Source organism: Streptomyces sp. NPDC059895 (genome assembly GCF_042731035.1).
In the GTDB taxonomy this organism is placed as follows: Bacteria; Actinomycetota; Actinomycetes; order Streptomycetales; family Streptomycetaceae; genus Streptomyces.
In genome coordinates this window covers 101,043-123,447 of sequence record NZ_JBHWKO010000021.1, presented here as the reverse complement: position 1 = coordinate 123,447, position 22,405 = coordinate 101,043, and the positions used below count along the sequence as shown (strand labels likewise).

Below are 22,405 nucleotides of genomic sequence, written 5' to 3'. Positions count from 1 at the left end.
GGGATCGTTTCCCCGTTTAGTCAGGTGTCCGACTGAAACGGGGAGAGGTTCCCCGGATCGGTCGGGGGTCAGGGGTGCGGTGCTTCGGGTTCACCTGTGCACCTGTGCACCTGTGCACCTGTGGATCGCCCCTCACGACCTACACGTAGACACACGCCAGGCATGTAAGAACAGTCAGGCATAAGACATGTAAGGAGTACGCCGTGCAGACCGCAGCTTCCGCGCAGCGCAGGACGGTCCGGCCGCGTGCCGACGCGCTGCGCAACCGGGAGCGGATCGTCAACGCCGCCCGCGAGATGTTCGTAGAGCTCGGCCCCGACGTGCCGCTCGACGACATCGCCCGCCGGGCCGGCGTCGGCAATGCCACGGTGTACCGCAACTTCCCCGACCGCGACGCGCTGGTCCGCGAGGTCGTCTGCTCCGTCATGGACCGGACGGCCGAGGCGGCCCGGCAGGCGCTCGCGCAGACGGGCGACGCCTTCGGCGCGCTGGAGCGCTTCGTGCACGTCGCCGCCGACGAACGCGTCGGCGCCCTGTGCCCGATGGTCGCCAGCACGTTCGACGACAACCACCCGGATCTCGTGGCCGCCCGGCTGCGCGCCGAGCAGCTCGTCGGCGAGGTCATGGAGCGCGCCCGGCAGGCCGGGCAGCTCCGCGACGACGTGGGCATCGGCGACCTGATGGTCGCCGTGGCCCAGCTCAGCCGGCCCCCGGCGGGCACCGGCTGCCTCAGCGCCGACCGCTTCGTCCACCGCCATCTGCAGCTGCTCCTGGACGGGCTGCGGGCTCCCGCCCGCTCCGCCCTGCCGGGTGCGGCCGTCACCATGGAGGACCTGCGCCAGGCCTGAGCGAACCCCGGCAGTAACAACGGCAGTGTCAACCGCAGTTCAACAGCGATTCCACGGCAGCTCGACGGCAGTTCCCGGCAACCCCGGTCAATAGTCAATTACTGGGCGGCACCCGGCACTTCAGCCCCCGCGGCGATCATCTTTGGGGAGCGAAGGTCCGGCTGATCGCTCCCTGAGTCTCTGTCTCTGCTCTCGCGTTCCTCACTCCGCTCCTCCCACCTTCCTTCTCTTTTTCCGTCACGAAGTCCCGAAGTGGGTACACCCATGTCTGAAACAGCCACCACCAAGGCGTCCTCGCCCGGTGTCCGCCAGGCGGACCCGGGCCGCTGGAAAGCGCTCATGTTCATCGCGCTCGCCCAGCTGATGGTCGTCCTCGACGCGACCATCGTGAACATCGCGCTGCCCTCCGCCCAGCAGGACCTGGGCATATCCGACGGCAACCGCCAGTGGGTCGTCACCGCGTACGCGCTCGCCTTCGGCGGACTGCTGCTCTTCGGCGGGCGGATCGCCGACCTGTGGGGCCGCAAGCGCGCCTTCGTCGTCGGCCTGGCCGGCTTCGCCGCGGCCTCCGCGCTGGGCGGCGCGGCCACCAACGAGGCGATGATGTTCGGCGCCCGCGCCCTCCAGGGTGTCTTCGGAGCCCTCCTCGCCCCCGCCGCGCTCTCCCTGCTCGCCGTGATGTTCACGGATGCCAAGGAGCGCGCCAAGGCGTTCGGCATCTACGGTGCGATCGCCGGCGGCGGTGGCGCCGTCGGCCTGATCCTGGGCGGGTTCCTCACCGAATACCTGGACTGGCGCTGGACGTTCTTCGTGAACATCCCCTTCGCCATCGTCGCCGCGGCCGGCGCCTACTTCGTCATCCGTGAGCCCGAGGGCGGCCGCAACCGCTCCCCGCTCGACATCCCGGGCGTCATCCTGTCCACCCTCGGCCTGGTCGCCCTGGTCTACGGCTTCACCCGCGCCGAGTCCGAGGGCTGGGGCGACGCCGTGACCGTCGGCATGTTCGTGGCGTCGGCCGTGCTGCTCGCCGCCTTCGTGCTGGTCGAGGCGAAGGTGAAGGCCCCGCTGCTGCCCCTGCGGGTGATCACCGAGCGCAACCGCGGCGGCGTCTACCTCTCGCTCGGCCTCGCGATCATCGCGATGTTCGGCCTCTTCCTCTTCCTCACCTACTACCTCCAGGTCGTGAAGGGCTACACGCCCGTCAGGACCGGCTTCGCCTTCCTGCCGATGGTCGCGGGCATGATCACCGGCTCCACCCAGATCGGCACCCGTCTGATGACCCGGGTGGCGCCCCGGCTGCTGATGGGCCCCGGCTTCCTGGTGGCCGCGCTCGGCATGCTGCTGCTGACCCGGATGGAGGTCGGTTCCTCGTACGCGGCCGTGCTGCTGCCGGGCATGCTGCTGCTCGGCCTGGGCATGGGTACGGCGTTCATGCCGGCCATGTCGATGGCCACGCAGGGCGTCGAGCCGCGGGACGCCGGTGTCGCCTCCGCGATGGTCAACACCTCGCAGCAGGTGGGCGGCGCGATCGGTACCGCCTTGCTGAACACCGTCGCCGCCTCCGCGACCACGTCCTACATCACCGACCACATCGCCTCCGCGACCTCCCGGCCGCAGCAGCAGCTGGTCCAGCTGGAGGGCATGGTGCACGGCTACACCAGCGCGATCTGGTTCGCCGTGGGCATCCTCGTCGCCGCGGCGGTGATCGCCCTGACCCTGGTCAACGCCGGCAAGCCGGACATGGGCGCCGTGAGCGGCCCGGGCGCGCGGGACGGCGAGGGCGCCGATGACGTCGTACCGGTGCCGGTGGTCGCCCACTGAGTTCACCCGGGCGCCCGGCAGTCACTCGGCAGTCACTCGGTCCGTGGCGCCGGGAGCTTCCGTCCGCTGCCTGTGACGACAGGGCCTAGCGGAGCCAGGGCAGGTCCGCGCCCGCCTCGTCGGGCTGGAGTCCCTCGGCGACGATCTCCATGATCTCGCCGAGGGACTTCTGCTGTTCGGGGGTGAGCCGGTCGAACAGGGCGTTGCGTACGGCGGCGACATGGCCCGGGGCGGCGCTCCTCAGCGTCTCCATGCCCTGGTCGGTGAGGACGGCGAACTGGCCGCGCTTGTCGGAGGGGCAGTCCTCGCGCCTCACCCAGCCGTTCTTCTCCAGCCGGGCGACGGCGTGGGAGAGACGGGAGCGGGTGATCTTCGCGTCCCTGGCCAGTTCGGTCATGCGCAGGCGCCGGCGGGGGGACTCGGCGAGCTTGACGAGGAGCCCGTAGTAGACGTGGGGCATGCCCGCGTCGCGCTGGAGCTGGCGGTCCAGCTGGTCTTCGAGGAGGTAGGTGGCGTGCAGGTACGAGCGCCAGATGCGCTGCTCCTCTGCGGTGAGCCACTGGGGCTCGTCGGCGGGTGCGGCTGCCTTCGTCATGGGCTCCACTCTACGGGCTCTGTCCTTGAAAATTAAACAAGTGGCGCCTAGAGTGAGGAGCGCCAAGGAACTTTAGAGTTCAAGCGATAAGGGCGTACGAGAACCGCCGTCCCGCCCTCGGAGGGAGCCGTCGCCATGTCCGCCGCCGCACAGGACCACCGTGCCGTCCCGCAGAACGGCCTCCCCCGCGAGCGCATGCCCGCCCTGTACCTCAGCCACGGCGCCCCGCCCCTCGCGGACGACCCGGTCTGGCCCGGCCAGCTCGCCGCCTGGTCCGCCGGCCTGCCCCGCCCCACGGCGATCCTGATCGTCTCCGCCCACTGGGAGGAGGCCCCGCTCGCCCTCGGCGCCGTCGAGACCGTCCCGCTGGTCTACGACTTCTGGGGCTTCCCCGAGCACTACTACCGGGTGACGTACGAGGCCCCCGGCGCGCCCGCGCTCGCCGAGTCCGTACGCAAGCTGCTGCACGCCCCCGGCACGCCCGTCCAGGACATCCCGGACCGCGGACTCGACCACGGCGCCTACGTCCCGCTCGTCGAGATGTTCCCCGCCGCCGACATCCCCGTCCTGCAGATCTCCATGCCGACCCTGGACCCGGTGAAGCTCATGGACATCGGCCGCAGGCTGGCGCCCCTGCGCGACGAGGGCGTGCTGATCGTCGGCTCCGGCTTCTTCACCCACAACCTGGCCGCGCTACGGCACACCGGCCCGGGGGTGCCGAGCTGGTCGTCGGAGTTCGACGACTGGGGCCACCGCGCCCTGGAGGCCCGTGACTGGGACGCCCTGCTGGACTTCCTGCACAAGGCCCCGGCGGGCCGGTACGCCCACCCGCGCACCGAGCACTTCGCCCCCCTCTTCGTCACCATGGGGGCGGCGGAGGTCGCCGGCGAGTTGGATGCGCAGAAGTCGGTGATCGACGGGTTCTGGCTGGGGATGGCGAAGCGGTCGGTGCAGTTCGGCTGAGGCCGGGCGTCCGGCCTTCGGCGTTCGGCGTTCGGCGTTCGGCGTCTGGGGTCCGGGGTTCGGGGTTCGGCGTCTGGGGTCCGGCGTCCGGCGTCGACGGTCGTCGTGTGCGCCGTGGCGGTGCCGGCCGGTCCGCGGCCGTACGCCTCAGAGTTCCTTCTCGTACCAGGCGACGTCCCAGTAGCGGCCGAACTTGCGGCCCACCTCGCGGTACGTGCCGACGTGCCGGAACCCGAAGCGCTCGTGCAGCCGTGTCGACGCCTCGTTGGGCTGGGCGATGCCGGCGTAGGCGCGGTGCAGGTCCTGCCTGGACAGGGCGGCGAACAGCGCCTCGTACAGCAGTGTGCCGACGCCCCGGCCCCCCGCGTCCGGGGCGACGTACACCGTCACCTCCACCGACGTCGCGTAGGCGGCCTTCGGGCGGTGAGGACTGGATGTGGCGTACCCCAAAATCCGCTGTGAGTCGCCTTCGAGTGCCCCCCGCGTGGCAACCATCAGCCGGTGGGGGCCGTCTTCAGGGTGGGAGAGCAGCCAGGGGCGGCGCTCCTCCGGAGTGAAGGGCACGGTGTCGAATGTGATGGGCGTCTCACGGACGTAGTGGTTGTAGAGGTCGGTGAGGGCTTCGAGGTCCTCTTCGACCGCTGGCCTGACCTGCACCTCTGTGCGTTCCGGCGGCATCGTGGCTCCCCTCGCGCGGCCGACAGGGTACTGCAAGATCAGAAAAAATGAGGGGCGGGTTGGGAATTGTGTCCTGATTCCAGTCGTTGTTTCCATTGGATGCAGGGCACCCGAGGAGAGTCCCGGTTGACAGTCCCGGGAGGACCCGAGTAAGGGCCCGGTGTCCACGGACCACCCGCTGACCCCATCATCGCAAGGGAGCACGCATGGCAACCCGTGCCGTCGCCCGTCGTAAGTCCGCCACCGGCGAGACGGCCGACGCGGCAAGCAGCGCTCGCGTCCACGGCGGCGAGATCGCCGACCGCGATCTGGTCGGCATGTACCTCGACGAGATCGCGCGCACGCCACTGCTCGACGCCGCCAAGGAAGTCGAGCTGTCGCAGATCATCGAGGCGGGTGTGTTCGCGCGGCAGGTTCTCGACGGATACGAGGAGTCCACGGCGGACGCCTCCCGCGAGGAGCTCGAGGCGCTCGTCGCCGAGGGGGAGCGCGCCAAGGACGTCTTCATCCGTTCCAACCTCCGCCTGGTCGTGGCGGTCGCCCGCCGCTACCCGCGCAGCGGCCTGCCTCTGCTCGACCTGATCCAGGAGGGCAACGCCGGCCTGGTCCGCGCGGTCGAGAAGTTCGACTACCGCAAGGGCTTCAAGTTCTCCACGTACGCCACGTGGTGGATCCGTCAGGCGATCACCCGCTCCATAGCCGACCAGTCGCGCACGATCCGGCTGCCCGTCCACCTGGTGGAGGAGCTCGGCCGTATCCGCCGCGTCCAGCGCGAGTTCAACCGTGAACACGGCCGCGAGCCGGAGCCCGCCGAGATCGCCGCCGAGCTCGGCTCCACGCCGGAGCGCGTCATCGACGTGCTCGACTGGGCCCGTGACCCGGTCTCCCTCAACATGTCGGTCGACGACGAGGGCGAGACCCAGTTCGGCGACCTGCTCGAGGACACCTCCGCGGTCTCCCCGGAGCAGTCCGTGCTCACGCTGCTGCGCAGCGAGGAACTGGACGGCCTGATCGACCGGCTCGACCCGCGCACCGCCTCGATCATCAAGATGCGGTACGGCATCGAGGACGGCCGCGAGCGCACGCTGACCGAGGTCGGCAAGGAGCACGGCCTCACCCGTGAGCGCATCCGGCAGATCGAGAAGCACGCCCTGCTGGAGCTGAAGAAGCTGGCCCGGGACACCGGGTTCGAGGCGGCGGCCTAGAGGACGGGCGGGGCACCTAACCTGCGGACGGGGGTGTGAGGGCGGCCCTGCCGGGGCGCGCGAGCAGGGGCCGGAGAAGGCGGGTGCCCATGCCACCGGCGTACGCCGGGTGGCGGAAGTCCGCGCAAAGATGGCGGTACAACGCCGCTTCAACCGGCAGGACGGGGGAACAGAACTCCTGGGCACGGGAGTTCGGATTCGGTGGAGTGGAAAGCCGGACCGGACCTCGAAGCCCGGACGTCGAAGCCCCTGTGAGAAAGCCGGTTCCCCGGTGGCCCCCCTCGCCGGGAACCGCTCCGTACCGCCATACCGCCATACCGCTGTACTGTCCGTACCGCTGCGTACCGCTCGGTTCCACCGCGAACCACTCCGGGTGGACACTGAGTTCGACCCTGAGCCAAGTCCCGACGCACTCCCCCCGGCGCCGGGACTCTCCCCGAGCCGGGCTTCGGCGCCTATCCCCCCAGGCGCCGGGGCCCGGCTCCTTCTGCGGGCATGTCGAGGGGGCGGGGCACCCCGTACCTGAACCCCGGGGTGGCCCGCCCGGATGGCAGATTGTGTCACATGGGCATAGCCTGCCGAGGTGACCAGCTCCACCCCCGCTCAGCCGCCCCGCCCCGGAAAAACCACCGGAACCGTCCTCGGTACCGCCTCCGGGAGCACCCCCGGCACCGTCCTCGGGAGCGCCCCCGGCACTGTCTCCGGGACTACGCCCGGCACTGTCTCCGGCACCACCCCCGGCGCTGTCCCGGGGACGTCGTCCAGCGGACCAGTCTCCGTAACTCCCTCCGCGCCCATCTCACTGACCGAGCGGCGCAAGGCGGCGACCCGGCTGGAGATCGCCCGGGCGGCCGCCCGCCTGTTCGTGAGCCGAGGTCTGAAAGCCACCCGCGCGGAGGACATCGCGCAGGCCGCGGGCATCGCCCCGCGCACCTTCTACCGGTACTTCGCGACCAAGGAGGAGTCCGTCGCGCCCCTCTACGCGGCGGGTGCCCAGCTCTGGGCGGAGGCGGTGCGCGAGGCGCCGGCGCATCTGCCGCTGCCAACGGCCCTGGAACACGCCGTACGGCACACGTTGACGCCGGGGGCCGGTGTCTCGGCGGCCTCCTGGGAGTGGGTCCGCACCCTGATCCGCCTGGCGACGAGCAGCCCGGCCCTGGGGAAGGTCTGGGCCGAGGTGTGCCACGCGTCGGAAGGGGCGCTCGCGGAGATCCTCGCCGAGCGCGCCGCCCGTCCGCACCCGCACGACAACGTTGCCGACGCCTCCACCACCCCCCACCGACGCTTCACCGCCGCGGTTTCGAGCGCAGCCGTCAGGGTCGCCGTGGAGAGCTGGGCCATGACGGACGCCCCGGCGGATGGCCCGGAAGGGCCGGCGGAACTGGCGTTGCGCAACCTGGCGGTACTGCGGGGGCTCCGTTGGGAGGAAGGGGAGCAGGGGGAAGGGGAGCAGGGGGAAGGGGAGTAAGGGGAGTAGGGAGGGGGTGGAGGCTCAGGGGGAACCGGGGGAGCCGAGGGGCGGCCGGGTGGGGCCGGGCTCCACGGAGTCGAGCTGATCGGCGCTCGGGGTGGCCGGTGCGCCGTCCGCCGCCGCCCTCGTCAGGCGCTCGCCCAGCGCCCGTACGCAGTCCACCAGTTCCTCCGGCGCCCGGACCGAGAACTCGCACCCCACCATCGCCAGCCGCACCGCCAGCCACTCCACCGGGTCCCCGGTGACCCCGCGCAGTGAACACCCGCCCGCGCCGCCCTCCTCCGCCACCGGCTGCCCGAACCACGCGGGCAACCGTCCCGCCACGACCTCCGCGGGCGCCGCGAACGCGACCTCGAACCCGTACGTCTCCTGCCGCCGCTGGATGGACTGCCGCAGGTATTCCGCCGCGTCCCCCTCCGGGACCTCGCGCGGTGCGAAACGGGCCCCGGTGGCGGAGGGCTCGCTGACCCGGTCGACGCGGAACGTCCGCCAGTCCTGCCGTTCGAGGTCGTAGGCGACGAGGTACCACCGCCGTCCCGTGGACACCAGGCGGTACGGCTCGGTCAGCCGCCGGGACCGGGTGCCGTCCTTCGCGCGGTAGGCGAACCTCAGCCGCTCCCGCCCGGCCACCGTCGACGCCATCACGGTCAGCGTCTCGGGCGCGATGCTCGCCCCGTCCCCGCTGGTCAGGGGGGTGGTCGCGGCCTGCAGTGTGGCGACCCGGTGCCGTAGCCGGGACGGAAGCACCTGTTCCAGTTTCGCCAGCGCGCGCACCGACGCCTCGTCGACGCCCTCCAGCGCGTGTCCGGCGCCCGCCCGCAGGCCGACCGCGATCGCCACCGCCTCCTCGTCGTCGAGGACGAGCGGCGGCATGGCCTTGCCCGCGACGAGCCGGTACCCGCCGTCCGAGCCCTTGCTCGCCTGCACGGGATAGCCGAGCTCGCGCAGCCGGTCGATGTCCCGGCGGACCGTACGGCGCGACACCCCGAGCCGGTCGGCGAGTTCGCCGCCGGGCCATTCGCGCGGTGTCTGGAGCAGGGAGAGGAGCTGCAGCAGCCGTGCCGGAGTGTCCGTCGTCATACGGTCGAGGATGCCGCGCCAATAGGACGCGTTCTGACCTATCGGGGTTCCTGGCGTGAGGACATGACGCAGAAGGGCGCGGCGGGCACCGGCACGGATGCGGGACCGGACGCGGGATCGGACGCGGGAGCGGTTGCGGGACCGGACGCGGGATCGGTTGCGGGATCGGACGCGGGATCGGATGCCCGGACTCGTGGACCGGAAGTCCGTTCATGTCTGAATGGGGTCCGAACCTGTTTACTTCCTGGGTGTCCGGGCGTAACCTCTGAGGAGAAACCACAGGTTCGGGCATCAGTCGGGACAGGTCGGACACCGGTCCACGGCGGGCCGGATGCCCGGACGGACATCGACCGGGCAGAAGTCGGAGGCAGACGGACATGTACGCACCGGAGCGGCAGCAGGAGATCCTGCGGCTCGCCCGTGACGGCGGCCGGGTGGACGTCCTGTCACTGGCCGAGGAGTTCCAGGTCACGGCGGAGACCATCCGCCGCGACCTGAAGGCCCTCGACCGCGCCGGGCTCGTCCGACGGGTGCACGGCGGTGCCATACCGGTCGGACGCCTCGACTTCGAGCCGGACCTCTCCGAACGCGAGAGCACCTCCGCCGACGAGAAGGACCGCATCGCCAAGGCGGCCCTCACCGAGCTGCCGACCGAGGGCACGCTGATCCTCGACGCCGGCACGACGGTCGCCCGGCTGGCCGCCGCGATCCCCCTGGAGGCCTCGCTCACCGCCGTCACGCACTCCCTGCCCATCGCGGCCCGCCTGGCGGACCACCCCGGCATGCAGCTCCACCTCGTCGGGGGACGGGTCCGCCACCGCACCCGCGCCGCCGTGGACGCCTGGGCGCTGCGTGCCTACGGCGAGATCCGCGCCGACGTCCTGTTCGTCGCGGCCAACGGGTTCTCCGCCGGACACGGGCTGACCACCCCCGACCTCGCCGAGGCCGCGGTCAAGCGCGCGGCGATGGCCGCCGCCCGCCGCGTGGTGCTGCTCGCCGACTCCTCCAAGCACGGCCAGGAGCACTTCGCCCGCTTCGGCGACCTGAGCGACGTCGACCTGCTGATCACCGACAGCGGGCTGAGCCCCGACGACGCGGCCGCCATCGAGCGCGGCGGCACGGAAGTGGTACGCGCATGATCCTCACCGTCACCCCCAACCCCTCCCTCGACCGCACCTACGAGGTCCCGTCGCTGGAGCGCGGCGAGGTCATCCGCGCCGGCGGCGAACGCATGGACCCCGGCGGCAAGGGCGTCAACGTCTCGCGTGCCGTCGCTGCCGCGGGGCGGCGCACGGTCGCCGTCCTGCCCCTGGGCGGTGCGCCGGGGGCACTCGTCGCCGACCTGCTCGACGCCCAGGGCATCGAGGTCGCGCCGGTGCCGGTCGCCGGAGCCACCCGCTCCAACATCGCCCTCGCCGAACCCGACGGCGTCCTCACGAAGATCAACGCGCCGGGGCCGGAACTGACCGCCGCCGAGCAGGAACTGCTGCTGGAGACGGTGCGCGAGCAGTCGCGTGACGCGGACTGGATCGCGTGCTGCGGAAGTCTCCCGCGCGGGCTCGCGCCGTCCTGGTACGCCGATGTGGTCGCGCGGGCGCACGCCGGGGGCGCACGCATCGCACTGGACACTTCGGGGCGTGCGCTGCTGGAGGCACTGCCCGAGCGGCCCGACGTGGTGAAGCCGAACGCCGAGGAGCTCGCCGAGGCCGTCGGGCGCCCCCTGAGGACCGTGGGGGACGCGGTGAAGGCGGCCGAGGAACTGCGCGGTATGGGTGCGCGCGCCGTGCTCGCGAGCCTGGGCGCCGACGGACAGCTCCTCGTTTCGGACGCCGGTACCTGGTTCGCCTCCGCACGCGTCGACACCGTCCGCAGCAACGTGGGGGCGGGCGACGCCTCCCTCGCCGGGTTCCTCGTCGCCGGCGGCAGCGGCCCCGAGGCCCTCGCCTCCGCCGTCGCGCACGGCGCGGCCGCAGTCCAGTTGCCCGGCAGCGTGATGCCGACCCCGGCCGACCTGGACCCGGCGGCGGTGACCGTCACCGACCGGGTCCCGGTGAACCGCGAATTGAAGGAGCCGGTGTCATGACACCCCTCGTGCGCCCCGAACCCCCCGTACTCCCCGAGACCCCGGCATCTCCTGTCACCCCCGTGCTCCCCGGCGCGCTGACCACCTCCCTCGATCCCACCGCTCCGGCAGCCCCCCGCTGCACCTCCGTCCCCTCTCCCTCCCCCGCCCACCCCACACTCCGGGCGATACGCGTGCGAAGGAGCCCGCGATGAGTGACATGATCACCGCGGATCTGGTCGACCTCGACCTGTCCGCCGACACCAAGGAAGCGGCGGCGCGTTCCCTCGCGGAGCGCATGGTGGCCCGGGGCCGGGTGACCGACCTGGAGGGCTTCCTCGCCGACGTGGCCGCCCGCGAGGCGCAGATGCCGACCGGCCTCGACGGCGGCATCGGCATCCCGCACTGCCGCAGCGCCCACGTCACCGAGCCGACGCTCGCCTTCGGGCGCAGCGCCGCCGGCGTCGACTTCGGCGCCCCGGACGGCCCCGCCGACCTGATCTTCCTGATCGCCGCTCCCGCCGGCGCCGACGACGCCCACCTGACGATCCTGTCGTCACTCGCCAGGCAGTTGATGAACGCCGAGTTCACCGACGCACTGCGGGCGGTGGACGACACGGCGGCCGCGGCGGCACTGATCCGCGGGGAGGAGGCCCCTACGGCCGCCGGGGCCCCTGCCGGGACCTCTGCCGGGGCCGGCCCGGCCGCCGCCGGGACCTCTGCCGGGGCCGGCCCGGCTGCCGCCGGGACCTCTGCCGGGGCCGGCCCGGCCGCCGCCGGGACCTCTGCCGAGGCCGACCCGGCCGCCGCCGGGGCCTCTGCCGAGGCCGGCCCGGCCGCCGCGGACACCGCACCCTCGGAAGGCGCGGACTCCCCGGGGCCGGCGGGCTCCGCGGCCCCCGCAGAGCGGCCGGCGGGCTCCGCGGCCACCACAGACTCCGTGGCGCCGCCGGTGGCGGCCTCCGCCGACGGTGCCACGGGCACCACTTCAGCCACGGACACCACCCCCGCGACGCCGACGGCACCCGCCGAGGGAGGGGTGGGCGCCGAGGGAGCCGAAGGCGAGCGGCGTCCCTTCCGTGTCGTCGCCGTCACCTCCTGCCCGACCGGTATCGCGCACACCTACATGGCGGCCGAGTCCCTGGAGAACGCCGGGCGCGAGGCGGGCGTCGAAGTGGCCGTGGAGACCCAGGGTTCGGCGGGCTTCGCCCGGCTCGACCCGGCCGTCATCGAGGCGGCGGACGGCGTGATCTTCGCCCACGACGTCCCCGTACGCGACAAGGACCGCTTCGCCGGCAAGCCCACCGTCGACGTCGGGGTGAAGGCCGGCATCAACCGCCCCGCCGAACTCATCGCCGAGGTGCGCGGCAGGGCCGAGCGCGGCGAGGTGACGTCGGGCGCTCCCGCAGGCGCGGGCACCCCGGTCGAACGCGCCGGCGACTCCACCGAGGGCTACGGCACCAAGCTCCGCAAGTGGCTGATGTCCGGTGTCAGCTACATGGTCCCGTTCGTCGCCGCCGGCGGTCTCCTCATCGCCCTCGGCTTCGCGATCGGCGGCTACGACATCAACGAGGCGCCGTCCGTCATGGACCACTTCGTGTGGACGCAGGCCGACAGCTGGGGCGCCCTGCTCTTCCAGATCGGCGGCGTCGCCTTCGGCTTCCTCGTCCCGGTCCTGGCCGGATACATCGCCTACGGCATGGCCGACCGGCCCGGCCTGGTGCCCGGCTTCGTCGGTGGCGCGATCTCGCTCACCGTCAACGCCGGCTTCCTCGGCGGTCTGGCGGCCGGTCTGATCGCCGGAGCGGTGGTGATGGCGATCCAGAGGATCAGCATTCCGCCGGTGCTGCGCGGCATCATGCCGGTGGTGGTGATCCCGCTGATCTCCTCGGCGATCGTCGGATTCCTGATGTTCGTCGTCATCGGCAAGCCCATCGCCGCGGCGCAGAAGGCCATGACCGACTGGCTGGCCGGCCTCACCGGCGCCAACGCCGTCCTCCTCGGCGCCCTGCTCGGCCTGATGATGTGCTTCGACCTCGGCGGCCCCGTCAACAAGGTCGCCTACGCCTTCGCCACCGCCGGCATCGCCGTCGCCGACCCGAGCGACTCCGCGATGAAGGTCATGGCCGCGGTCATGGCGGCCGGCATGGTTCCGCCACTGGCGATGGCCCTCGCCACCACCGTGCGCGGCAAGCTCTTCACCCGCACCGAGCGCGAGAACGGCAAGGCCGCCTGGGTCCTGGGCGCCTCCTTCATCTCCGAGGGCGCGATCCCGTTCGCCGCGGCCGACCCGTTCCGCGTGATCCCCGCCTCGATGGCGGGCGGCGCGGTCACCGGCGCCCTGTCGATGGCCTTCGGCGCGACCCTGCGCGCCCCGCACGGCGGCGTCTTCGTGGTCCCGCTGATCGGCAACCCGCTGCTCTACCTGGTCGCCATCGCGGCGGGCGTGTGCGTGACGGCGGCCCTGGTCGTCGTCCTCAAGGGCCTGCGCAAGCCGGTCGCCGACGCCGCGGCCCCCGGTACGGAGAGCCGCCCGGCCGGCCCGGCGGCGGGGAAGAAGCAGCCGGTGGCGGCGTAGCGGGCGCCCGCCGCCGGAGCGGCCGGTCGCAGCCCCCACGGGCCGGGGCTGCGACCGGCCGCTCGTCCTCTCGTCGCTCTCGTCGCTCTCGGCGGTATTGGTGCGACCTGCGCCACCTGCGAGATACATCACGGTCGGAGCCGAATATCCGGATCTTGATGTCTACTGTTCGGCATGCCTGAGCACCCCTCGATGCCCCGGCCGGCGCGCGCGGCCGTTCTCGTTCTGGCCTGCGCCGCAGGATTGGCCGGCCTGGCCCGCGTCCTGCGCCGCGGCCGCCGTGGCGCGGGCGTGCCGGGTCTGGGGGAGGACGTACGCCGTTCAGAGCGGCGCTCACGGCGCACAGAGGCGCAGACCTCGCCTCCTCGAGAGGCCGGAGAGGCCGGCGAGTCCGGGGGGACAGGCGAGTCCGGGGGGACAGGAGAGGCCACGGAAGGCAGGGAGGCCCGGGTGACGGATCTGCGCCCCGCCTTCGGTGAGCGCCCCGCACGGCCGGACGCCCCGGGTGCCTCCCGATCCCTCCCCGCCCTCCCGGGTCAGCACCGGAACGGGCCGCCCCTGGAGGCCGTGCCCCTGACCCCGGCCGAGCAGGCCGCCTTCGCGGCCCTCGTACGACGACTCGACAGCGGACACTGAGCACCGGCACCGGCATGGGTGCCGGCGGGCGCGAGTGGCGCCCGGGGGCACACGGGCAGTGACCCGAACGCCCCGGGCGCCCCGGGCAGGGACGTGAGAGCGCGGGTCAGGAGACCTGCGCCGCCCGCCGCTCCATCGCCTCCCGTGCCGCCGCCTCCGACGGGTACACCTCGCACATGTGCCGCCCGTCGGGCGTCGCCGTGTGCTCGACCTCCCAGAGGGAGATCTCTCGGCCGTCGCGGAGCAGGAACGCGTGCTCGTAGAGCGCGAAGCCCAGACCGATCCGCCCGGCGCGGCACGGGCGCCCGAAGGCCTGCGTGATCTGGTGCGCGAACGCCGTCCTCAGCAGCGCGGCGGTGTCCGCGCCGGGCCGGTCGGTGTTCTCCGCCCGGCGCAGCAGACGCCGCGCGTGGTCCGCCGAATCGTCCGGCACGTACACATGCCGGGGCGCGGGGATCGGCGACAGCTGCACCAGCACCGGCAGCTCGAACTCGGGTGTCTCCGGTTGCAGCGGAAGCCGCGCGGTGGCGGCCAGTACCTCCTCCTCGTCGACGTACACCTCGTGCTGCGGCTCGCTGCCCGGCTCGGGGTTGTGGACGAGTTCCCACAGCGTGAGCGCGGAGCCGTCGGCCAGCAGCCAGGTGTGCCGGTACGTCTCGCGGTGCAGCCCCGCGCTGTGGTGCGCGGAGTGCAGCGAGCTGTCGTGCGCGAGCGCGCAGTCGAGCCGCCTTATCGTGTCGTCGGGCAGCTCGAACGAGTTCAGGGCGCGACCGAGGAGCCGCGCGAGGTGCTCCTCCGGAGTCTCGGGCGACTCGGCTGGTTCGTGCGCTGCCGTCTCGTACGGAACGCTCAAGGTTTCTCCCGGCGTTGCTGCATGTCACCTTGTGGGTGCATACCGTAGCCCCTCGGCCGGACATCATGTCCGGGAACCGAGAAAACGTACGCCGGGAAAACGCCGGAGCCGCGCGATAAGTTCCCGCACGGTCCGATGATCTGTCAGAAACCGCCGGTCAGAGGCGACTTCCGCCGAAAACGGGGGCGCAGTCCGACGGGATGCGCCCCCCTCACGATCCACTCGCCCCACGCCGCGCTCCGTCCGACACGTCTGGCGCGTCCGGCGAGCCCGGTGAGCCCGGTGAGCCCGGTGAGCCCGCTGAGCCCGGTGAGCTCGGCGAGTCGGGTGAGCTCGGTGAGTCCGGTGTCCGCGGCCGAGCCGGACCAGTGCCCCGTTCCCCTCTCTCCCCTCGCCCCGTCCCTCCCCCTCCCCCCCCGCCCCGCTCCCCCTCCCCCTCCCCCCGCTCCCCCTCCCGCTACCGCCCCCCGTACAACTCGTCGTAGGACAGCCACATCCCCCCTGCGGCCTGCACCGATTCCGCCGATCTCACCGCCCGCACGATCGCCCGGGTCACCACGTCCGCGCCGGCCGCGAGGACGTCGTTCAGCGCGAGCGGATGCTCGGGGACGAGGGGGCGTCCGCCCGTGGCCAGGGCGAAGACCGTGTCCCCGTCGTTAAGCAGGTGCACCGGCCGTACCGCGCGCGCGATGCCGTCGTGTGCCGTGCCCGCCAGCTTCTGTGCCTGGGCCTTCGTCAAGGCGGCGTCGGTGGCCACCACCGCCAGTGTCGTGTTGAGGGGAGCGGGGGCGTTCTTCGCCGCGCTCTCCGCGAGGCGCAGTCGCGCGGCGGCGTGCACGTGTGCCTCCGGGTAGGCCACCTTCCCCGGCCCCTGGAACAGCTCCCCGTACAGCACCCCCGTGTCGGGATCCATGGCCGAGCCCAGCGCGTTGGCCACCACCAGCGCGGCCACGGTGATCCCCGAGTCGAGCACGACACCGGCGGTGCCGACCCCGCCCTTCAGATCCCCGACCGCGGCGCCCGTGCCGGCGCCCACGCAGCCCTCCGGCACGGGCGCGCCGGGCTCGCTCGCCGCGGCGGCCTCGACCGCGGCCCGGCCGGTGGCCGCGTCCGGTCGGGCCCGGAAGTCGCCACCGCGCCCCAGGTCGAAGACGCAGGCGGCGGGCACCACGGGCACGACATGCGCGGGGTCCGGCCCGACGGGCACTCCACGGCCCCGCTCCTCCAGCCAGGCCATCACCCCGGACGCCGCGTCGAGCCCGTAGGCGCTGCCGCCGGTCAGCACGATCGCGTCGACCCGCTGCACCACGTTGCGCGGGTCGAGGGCGTCGGTCTCCTTCGTGCCGGGGCCGCCGCCGCGCACGTCCACGGCGGCGACGGCTCCGCCCTCGGGCGCGAGGACGACCGTGGTGCCGGTGAGCCAACCGTCGCCGGTGCGTGTCGCGTGGCCCACCCGCAGACCGGGGACGTCCGTCAGAGCGTCAACTGTCATGGCAGCAGTCTCGCCGAGCCGCCGGGAAGCGGTCCGTCCCGCGCGGGCGGGGCGTCGCCCGCGCGGCGGGCCGCGTCCGGCGGGTGGTGTCACACCGCCGCGCCCGAAGCCGGGGACGCGCCCCGCCGCGCGCTGCCGCGCGCCGCCCGACGTGCCGTCAGCACGGTGCCGACCGCCACGGCCAGCGCCGACACCAGGCCGGCCGCGAGGACCGCCCACTCGCCGAGGAAGGTGCAGCAGATGACGAGGAGCGCGGTGATCGGCAGGACGAGCTGCTGGGCGAGGCCCACCTTGAAGTGGCGCGCGTGCAGGGCCCACACGGTGAGCAGGTAGAGCGCCGTCGGCAGGGTCACCGCGGACGCGGCGGCGAGCGTCGGGATGTGGGCCTTGCCGACCGTCTGCTCGACCATCACCTCCAGGCCCGCGCCGATCGCGGCCGCCGAGGCGAAGACGACGTAGTGGCCGTAGCCCCACACGAACGCGTCCCTGCTGGAGCGCAGATGACCGTGGATCGGCACCACGAAGTAGATCCACCAGGCGGCGAAGATGATCAGCAGGCCGCCCGCGGCGACGGGCAGCAGCTCGCCCAGCGCCTGGTTCTCGTCGATGCCCGACTTCACGGCGACCGTGGCCGCGGCGATCGTCTCGCCGAGCACGATGATCGTGAAGAGTCCGTAGCGCTCCGCGATGTGGTGAGGGTGCCAGGCCGTCGGATGGTCCTTCTCGGCGTACAGCGGCACGCACATCTCCAGCAGGGCCATCCCGAGGAACAGCCAGGGCCGGCCCGTCTCCGGCAGCAGCAACAGCCCCAGCCAGCCGATCTGGCAGAGGACCACGCCACCGGCGTAGCGCAGCGCCAGGGTCCGCTCCGGGCCCTCGCCGGACAGCGCGACGCGCAGCCACTGCGCGGTCATGGCGAGCCGCATGATGAGGTAGCCCAGCCAGACGGCCAGGAAGTCGTGGCCCTCGAACGCCCGGGACACGCCCGCCGCGAGGACGAGCACGCCGGAGATCTGGACCAGGGTGACGACCCGGTAGAGGACGTCGTCGTTGTCGTACGCCGAGGCGAACCAGGTGAAGTTCATCCAGGCCCACCAGATGGCGAAGAACACCATCGCGTAGTCGGCGATGCCCTCGCCCGTGTGGGACTCCGCGATCGCGTGCACCAGTTCGGAGCCCGCCTGGGCCACTGCCACGACGAAGCAGAGGTCGAAGAACAGCTCGAGCGGCGAGGCCACCCGGTGTGCTTCGGCGCGCCCGCGCGCGGTCAGCCTGCGCAGGGGTCTGGCGTGGTGGGGCGGTCCGGAGTGGGATGCCGGTGGGGGAGAGCTGGTCGTCATGGGTCCCAGCACAGCAGACAACCGGGGGGAATTCTTGTCGGAGCGTGCACGGAGTTGCCAGGTCAGACGGTGCGCGGAAGCGGATCGCCCGCGACAGGTGAGGGGGCTGGACCGGGGCCGGGCCGGCCCCGGGCGGGGTGTTCTCGGGGCCGTACCCTTGAGGCATGAGTACGCCCCCCGCCGCTGAGTCGCAGGAGTCGCAGGAGCCACGGATGCCGCGCGAGCCGCGCGAGCCGCGCGAGCCGAAGGCCGCGCTGATCTTCGACGACCCGCTGGACCAGCAGTCCTCGGACGACACGGATCGTGGGTGGGGCGAGCGTCCGGCGGCCGGTGGGGACAGCGCGGCCGACCTCAAGCGCTTCCTCGACGAGAAGCCGCCCCACCACCTCTGAACCCGCGCCCACCGCCGCCCCCACCACCGGGGCTCCGGTTGAACCCCCGGCTGAACCCCAAGTCGAAACCCAGGCCGGGCCGCTGCGGTCGGATGGGCGGCGAGCCCTACGGCTGGTTGTGCCCCGAGCCCCGCTGTGCGACCAGCGCGTCGCGGATCTCCTTGAGCACCTCCAGTTCGGTCACCTCGATGACCTCGTGCGCGCCCTCCCGGGCCTTCCTGCGCGCTTCCTGCCTCGCCAGGTACTTCGCCATGGGCAGCACCATCAGGAAGTAGACGACCGCGGCGGTGATCAGGAACGTGAGCGTGGCGCCGAGGACGGAGCCCCACAGGATCCGCACGCCGGTCGCCGCGTCGCCCGTGCCGGTGCAGGGGCCCTTGAGACAGGAGCTGTAGCTGTCCAGGTTCTTGGTGCCGAACGCGCCGACGAGCGGGTTGATGATCCCCTTCACCACTGAGCTGACGATGTTCGTGAAGGCCGCGCCGATCACGACCGCGACTGCCAGATCGACGACGTTCCCGCGCATCAGGAAGGCCTTGAAGCCCTGCCAGACGCTCGGATCCTTCTTGTTCTCGGTCACCTCGGGGACACTCCTCGCATGAACGGGTTGTGAGACAAACCGCTCCGCAACCTACGTCAGAGCGTTGCCGTTCTGTCCAATGAGGTCGCTCGAACGAGGGACTTGACAGCGATCCGCACAGCACACGCACGACCGGATTCACCACAACGTCACCGCCAGACCCGCCGTCGCCCCCGCCCCCACCAGGCGTGCCGCGGTCGGCCGGGGAACCGACAGCACGACCAGGGCACCGCCGCCGCCCCCATCGACGACACCGGCACCGACACCGGGACCGGCCGCTGAGCCGTCGGCGGCGTCCGGCTCCGGCACCCTCGTCACGAGCGCCCTGCGCGCGACCACCCGGGCCTCCACCCGGGCCCCGCCGGCCGTCGCCGTCCGCTCGGTGGCGATGACGTCGACCCGGTCACCGGGGCGCAACAGCCGTACGGTGGCCGCGTCGGAGATCCGCACCGGCGCCTCGACGACCTCGCCGGCGGGCCGACGCCCTACGGGACCGTCCGCCGACGGCAGGGAATCGTCCGCCGGCGACTGGAGAGCGCCCGTCGACGACCGTGCGCGGGCGGGCGCGTCCCGGTCCGGATGCCCGCGCGCCCGGTCGTGGGCGTCTCCCGGGACCGCCGCCACGAGCGCCGCGGCGGTGGCGGCGAGGCCGAGCGCCAGGGCGCGCCGGCGGCTGCCGACGATCCTCCGCAGCCGGTACCGCCCGCCGCGCACGCGCACGGGGGCGAACTGCGGCACCTCGCACGTGGCGGGGGCCTCCGCGCCCGGCGGGCACGGAGCGGAGGGAGAAGAGGAGAGGGACATGGTCGGGTCACCACCTGCGGCGAGGAATCGGACGAGCATCGGACGAGGGATCGGGATCCGCTCCCGCACCACCATGGGCCCTCGCCGCGCCGCCCGCCGGGGCCGGTGGACCACCGGCGGACTGTGCAAAACTTCCTCACCCGAACGGGAAGTTCCGTTCCGTCGCCCTACGCGGGCCGCCCCAGTCGGCCGCCCACGCCGACCGTCCGACGCCGACCGCCCGAGGCCGACCGCCCGAGGCCGACCGTCCGACGCCGACCGTCCGACGCCGACCGTCCGACGCCGACCGCCCGACGCCGACCGCCCCGCTCCCCGCCAGCCGACCGCACAGCCGACCCCCGCCGGCCAGTTCCCCACCCGCTCCCCGCCAGCCGCCCCCCACCCGCTCTACGGCAGCGAGAAGCCCGGATCCATCCCGCCCAGGGCGTTCGCGCACAGGCAGTCCCGTTCGTCCGTGGTGGGCAGTGCGGCCACCGCGTCGAAGAGGACGCCCCGCAGCCGGTCCACGTTCGCCGCGAACACCCGCAGCACTTCCTCGTGGGAGACGCCCTCGCCGGTCTCGGCGCCCGCGTCCAGGTCGGTGACCAGGGTCAACGACGTGTAGCAGAGCTCCAGTTCACGGGCGAGCGCGGCCTCCGGATGGCCCGTCATGCCCACCACGGACCAGCCCTGGGCCTGGTGCCACAGCGATTCGGCGCGGGTCGAGAACCGCGGTCCCTCGATCACGACGAGCGTCCCGCCGTCCACCGGCTCCCAGTCCCGTCCGCGCGCAGCCTTCAGCGCCGCCGAGCGCCCGGCGGGGCAGTAGGGGTCGGCCAGCGACACGTGCACCACGTTCGGCATCGAGCCGTCGGGCAGCGGCAGCCCGTCGAAGTACGTCCCCGCCCGCGACCTCGTGCGGTCGGCGAACTGGTCGGGCACGAGCAGCGTGCCGGGACCGTACTCGGGGCGCAGGCCGCCCACCGCGCAGGGGCCGAGGACCTGGCGCACGCCGACCGAGCGCAGGGCCCACAGGTTGGCCCGGTAGTTGATCCGGTGGGGCGGCAGATGGTGGCCGCGTCCGTGGCGGGGCAGGAAGGCGACCCGCCGGCCGGCGATCTCGCCGAGGAAGAGGGAGTCGCTGGGCGGTCCGTAGGGGGTCTCCACCTGCATCTCGGTCACGTCGTCGAGGAACGAGTAGAAGCCCGAACCGCCGATTACGCCGATCTCTGCGTTCACCATGACGAGCACAGTAGCCGGAATCGAACACGCGCTGTTCCCGGCTCCGGGAACGTCGAGGACCCGGCCGTCGTACGACGGCCGGGTCCTGGTGACGAGGTTCGGTGCCTAGGCGGCGGAGGTCCCGGCGGACGTGCCGGCGCTCGTCGACTTGGACTCCGAGGAGGACGACGGCTTCGCGTCCGAGGAGGACGAGGACGTCGACGGCTTGGACGACGCCGGCGAGCTGCTCGACGAGGAGCCGCGGCTGTCGTTGCGGTAGAAGCCGGAGCCCTTGAAGACGATGCCGACCGCGGAGAACACCTTCTTGAGGCGGCCACCGCAGTTGGGGCACTCGGTCAGGGCGTCGTCGGTGAACTTCTGCACCGCCTCGAGGCCCTCGCCGCACTCGGTGCACTGGTACTGGTACGTCGGCACTGTCTTCCTCCTGGCACTCTCACTCGATGAGTGCTAACGACGATCCATACTGACGTATTCCCGAGCGTCAGTCCACTGCCACCGGCACGCGGTGACCGACGCCACGTGCGACGGTACGTCCCCCGGGGCGTCCCACGAGCCGGGAGCGCAGGGCCGCGAGGGTGGCCAGGGCCAGCACGGTGCCGCCCATCGGCACCAGGAATCCGGCGCCGGCCCAGAGGCGGTCCTCCAGCTGTCCGGCGACCGTGACGGCCGCCGCCTGGCCGAGCGCCACCGCGCCGGTCAGCCAGGTGAACGCCTCGGTGCGCGCCCCGGCCGGGACCAGGCCCTCGACCAGCGTGTAGCCGGTGATCAGCGAGGGCGCGATGCACATGCCGACCAGGAAGCCGAGGCCGGCCAGGACGAGCACCGAGTGCGCGGCCCACAGCCCGGAGGCGGTCAGGGCCAGCGCCGCGTAGCCGACGACGAGGCGGTGGTGCGGGGCGGCCTTCCAGGCGACGGCGCCGCAGACCAGGCCGGAGAGCATGTTGCCGGCGGCGAACGTGCCGTACAGGACGCCGTTCAGGCCGGGCTCGCCGATCGACTCGGTGAACGCGGCCAGCGACACCTGCATGCCGCCGAAGACGGAACCGATCCCGAGGAAGGTCACGGCCAGCACGCGCACTCCGGGGACCCGCAGCGCGGAGGTGTGCTCCACGCGCGCGTGCCCGTCGGCGGCGGCCGGAGGCTGGGTGCCCTTGCCGGCCGCGAACAGCAGACCGCCGAGCAGGGTCAGCGAGGCCTCGGTCACCAGGCCCGCGGCCGGGTTCACGGCGGTGCACAGGGCGGTCGCCAGCAGCGGGCCGACGACGAAGGTGAACTCGTCCGTGACGGACTCGAAGGCCGCCGCGGTGGTCATCAGGGGCGAACCCTTCAGCTGCGCGCCCCAGCGGGCGCGCACCATGGGCCCGATCTGCGGGACCGAGGCGCCCGTGGGCACGGCCGCGGCGAACAGCGCCCACAGGGGCGCGTGGGCCAGGGCGAGGACCGTCAGGGTCAGCCCCGACAGGGCGTGCACGACGACACCGGGGACCAGTACCGCGCGCTGCCCGTAGCGGTCGGCGAGGCGGCCGCCGTACGGCGCGCACAGCGCCATGGAGACGCCGGTGACGGCCGCGGCGGCGCCCGCGGCACCGTACGAGCCGGTGGTGTGCTGCACGAGCAGCACGATGGAGAGGGTGAGCATCGCGAACGGCTGGCGTGCCGCGAAGCCGGGGAGCAGGAACGTCCAGGCGCCGCGGGTGCGCAGCAGCTGTCCGTATCCCGGGCGGGCGGAGGCCGGCGAGTGCTTCGACGGCTCGGAGGTGACCGTGGATGCCACGGCCCGTGCCTT

At 72.9% G+C, this 22,405-nt stretch carries 21 protein-coding genes; 10 read left to right on the top strand and 11 right to left on the bottom strand.

All coding sequences use genetic code 11. From position 1 onward, the window contains the following. The first annotated feature begins 203 nt into the window (after nucleotides 1–203). Nucleotides 204–848, top strand: coding sequence for a TetR/AcrR family transcriptional regulator (locus ACFV9M_RS23875; RefSeq protein ID WP_385077755.1), 645 nt, complete (start codon nucleotides 204–206; stop codon nucleotides 846–848). A 264-nt stretch (nucleotides 849–1,112) separates the two neighbouring features. Then, the gene (locus ACFV9M_RS23870) at nucleotides 1,113–2,669 is read left to right on the top strand and encodes an MFS transporter (RefSeq protein ID WP_385077757.1); all 1,557 of its coding nucleotides are present in this window, start codon (nucleotides 1,113–1,115) and stop codon (nucleotides 2,667–2,669) included. A gap of 85 nt (nucleotides 2,670–2,754) precedes the next feature. On the opposite strand, the gene ACFV9M_RS23865 is transcribed toward ACFV9M_RS23870, so the two are convergent. Beyond that, the gene (locus ACFV9M_RS23865) at nucleotides 2,755–3,264 is read right to left on the bottom strand and encodes a MarR family winged helix-turn-helix transcriptional regulator (protein ID WP_385077760.1); all 510 of its coding nucleotides are present in this window, start codon (nucleotides 3,262–3,264) and stop codon (nucleotides 2,755–2,757) included. A 195-nt stretch (nucleotides 3,265–3,459) separates the two neighbouring features. Here ACFV9M_RS23865 and ACFV9M_RS23860 point away from each other — a divergent pair, with 195 nt between their 5' ends. Continuing rightward, nucleotides 3,460–4,227, top strand: a complete 768-nt coding sequence (locus ACFV9M_RS23860) for a dioxygenase (RefSeq protein ID WP_385077777.1) — start codon at nucleotides 3,460–3,462, stop codon at nucleotides 4,225–4,227. A gap of 147 nt (nucleotides 4,228–4,374) precedes the next feature. Here the strand turns inward: ACFV9M_RS23860 and ACFV9M_RS23855 are convergent, their stop codons facing one another. Beyond that, nucleotides 4,375–4,905, bottom strand: coding sequence for a GNAT family N-acetyltransferase (locus tag ACFV9M_RS23855; RefSeq protein WP_385077762.1), 531 nt, complete (start codon nucleotides 4,903–4,905; stop codon nucleotides 4,375–4,377). 206 nt (nucleotides 4,906–5,111) lie between these two features. Here ACFV9M_RS23855 and ACFV9M_RS23850 point away from each other — a divergent pair, with 206 nt between their 5' ends. Then, nucleotides 5,112–6,110, top strand: coding sequence for an RNA polymerase sigma factor RpoD/SigA (locus ACFV9M_RS23850; RefSeq protein ID WP_385077765.1), 999 nt, complete (start codon nucleotides 5,112–5,114; stop codon nucleotides 6,108–6,110). Nucleotides 6,111–6,942: 832 nt separating this feature from the next. Then, nucleotides 6,943–7,578 carry a TetR/AcrR family transcriptional regulator gene (locus ACFV9M_RS23845; RefSeq protein WP_385077779.1) on the top strand — a complete coding sequence of 212 codons (636 nt, stop codon included), beginning with the start codon at nucleotides 6,943–6,945 and terminating at the stop codon, nucleotides 7,576–7,578. Nucleotides 7,579–7,602: 24 nt separating this feature from the next. On the opposite strand, the gene ACFV9M_RS23840 is transcribed toward ACFV9M_RS23845, so the two are convergent. Beyond that, nucleotides 7,603–8,661, bottom strand: coding sequence for a helix-turn-helix transcriptional regulator (locus tag ACFV9M_RS23840; RefSeq protein WP_385077767.1), 1,059 nt, complete (start codon nucleotides 8,659–8,661; stop codon nucleotides 7,603–7,605). 377 nt (nucleotides 8,662–9,038) lie between these two features. Here ACFV9M_RS23840 and ACFV9M_RS23835 point away from each other — a divergent pair, with 377 nt between their 5' ends. From ACFV9M_RS23835 to ACFV9M_RS23820, 4 genes are all read left to right on the top strand, one after another. Next, entirely contained in the window at nucleotides 9,039–9,800 is a 762-nt protein-coding gene (locus ACFV9M_RS23835) for a DeoR/GlpR family DNA-binding transcription regulator (protein ID WP_385077769.1), read from the top strand. Next, a complete protein-coding gene (gene pfkB / locus ACFV9M_RS23830) occupies nucleotides 9,797–10,744 on the top strand; it encodes a 1-phosphofructokinase (RefSeq protein WP_385077772.1) in 948 nt (315 codons plus the stop codon). Before ACFV9M_RS23835 ends, pfkB begins: the two co-directional genes overlap by 4 nt. A gap of 190 nt (nucleotides 10,745–10,934) precedes the next feature. Continuing rightward, nucleotides 10,935–13,301 carry a fructose-specific PTS transporter subunit EIIC gene (locus ACFV9M_RS23825; protein WP_385077774.1) on the top strand — a complete coding sequence of 789 codons (2,367 nt, stop codon included), beginning with the start codon at nucleotides 10,935–10,937 and terminating at the stop codon, nucleotides 13,299–13,301. A 450-nt stretch (nucleotides 13,302–13,751) separates the two neighbouring features. After that, nucleotides 13,752–13,937 carry a hypothetical protein gene (locus ACFV9M_RS23820; protein ID WP_385067735.1) on the top strand — a complete coding sequence of 62 codons (186 nt, stop codon included), beginning with the start codon at nucleotides 13,752–13,754 and terminating at the stop codon, nucleotides 13,935–13,937. A gap of 106 nt (nucleotides 13,938–14,043) precedes the next feature. Here the strand turns inward: ACFV9M_RS23820 and ACFV9M_RS23815 are convergent, their stop codons facing one another. The 3 genes from ACFV9M_RS23815 to ACFV9M_RS23805 all read right to left on the bottom strand — a co-directional run bounded on the left by ACFV9M_RS23815 (nucleotide 14,044) and on the right by ACFV9M_RS23805 (nucleotide 17,622). Next, complete coding sequence (locus ACFV9M_RS23815; protein WP_385067732.1) at nucleotides 14,044–14,790, bottom strand: DUF6227 family protein; 747 nt, start codon at nucleotides 14,788–14,790, stop codon at nucleotides 14,044–14,046. Between the two features lie 457 nt (nucleotides 14,791–15,247). Further along, nucleotides 15,248–16,282, bottom strand: a complete 1,035-nt coding sequence (locus tag ACFV9M_RS23810) for a P1 family peptidase (RefSeq protein WP_385067729.1) — start codon at nucleotides 16,280–16,282, stop codon at nucleotides 15,248–15,250. An 89-nt stretch (nucleotides 16,283–16,371) separates the two neighbouring features. After that, a complete protein-coding gene (locus ACFV9M_RS23805; protein ID WP_385067726.1) occupies nucleotides 16,372–17,622 on the bottom strand; it encodes a low temperature requirement protein A in 1,251 nt (416 codons plus the stop codon). Nucleotides 17,623–17,834: 212 nt separating this feature from the next. Here ACFV9M_RS23805 and ACFV9M_RS23800 point away from each other — a divergent pair, with 212 nt between their 5' ends. Continuing rightward, a complete protein-coding gene (locus ACFV9M_RS23800) occupies nucleotides 17,835–18,014 on the top strand; it encodes a hypothetical protein (RefSeq protein ID WP_385067741.1) in 180 nt (59 codons plus the stop codon). 106 nt (nucleotides 18,015–18,120) lie between these two features. Here ACFV9M_RS23800 and mscL read toward each other — a convergent pair whose 3' ends face one another. The 5 genes from mscL to ACFV9M_RS23775 form a co-directional block, all read right to left on the bottom strand. After that, nucleotides 18,121–18,594 (bottom strand): large conductance mechanosensitive channel protein MscL, encoded by a 474-nt coding sequence (gene mscL / locus ACFV9M_RS23795; RefSeq protein ID WP_385067723.1) that lies wholly within the window; start codon nucleotides 18,592–18,594, stop codon nucleotides 18,121–18,123. Between the two features lie 138 nt (nucleotides 18,595–18,732). Then, nucleotides 18,733–19,398, bottom strand: a complete 666-nt coding sequence (locus ACFV9M_RS23790) for an RcpC/CpaB family pilus assembly protein (protein ID WP_385067721.1) — start codon at nucleotides 19,396–19,398, stop codon at nucleotides 18,733–18,735. A 387-nt stretch (nucleotides 19,399–19,785) separates the two neighbouring features. Then, nucleotides 19,786–20,619: an S-methyl-5'-thioadenosine phosphorylase gene (locus ACFV9M_RS23785; RefSeq protein ID WP_385102520.1), complete on the bottom strand. Its 834-nt coding sequence runs from the start codon at nucleotides 20,617–20,619 to the stop codon at nucleotides 19,786–19,788. A 105-nt stretch (nucleotides 20,620–20,724) separates the two neighbouring features. Continuing rightward, nucleotides 20,725–21,033, bottom strand: coding sequence for an FmdB family zinc ribbon protein (locus ACFV9M_RS23780; protein WP_385067715.1), 309 nt, complete (start codon nucleotides 21,031–21,033; stop codon nucleotides 20,725–20,727). A 67-nt stretch (nucleotides 21,034–21,100) separates the two neighbouring features. Then, nucleotides 21,101–22,393, bottom strand: coding sequence for an MFS transporter (locus ACFV9M_RS23775; protein WP_385067712.1), 1,293 nt, complete (start codon nucleotides 22,391–22,393; stop codon nucleotides 21,101–21,103). Nucleotides 22,394–22,405 lie beyond the last annotated feature (12 nt).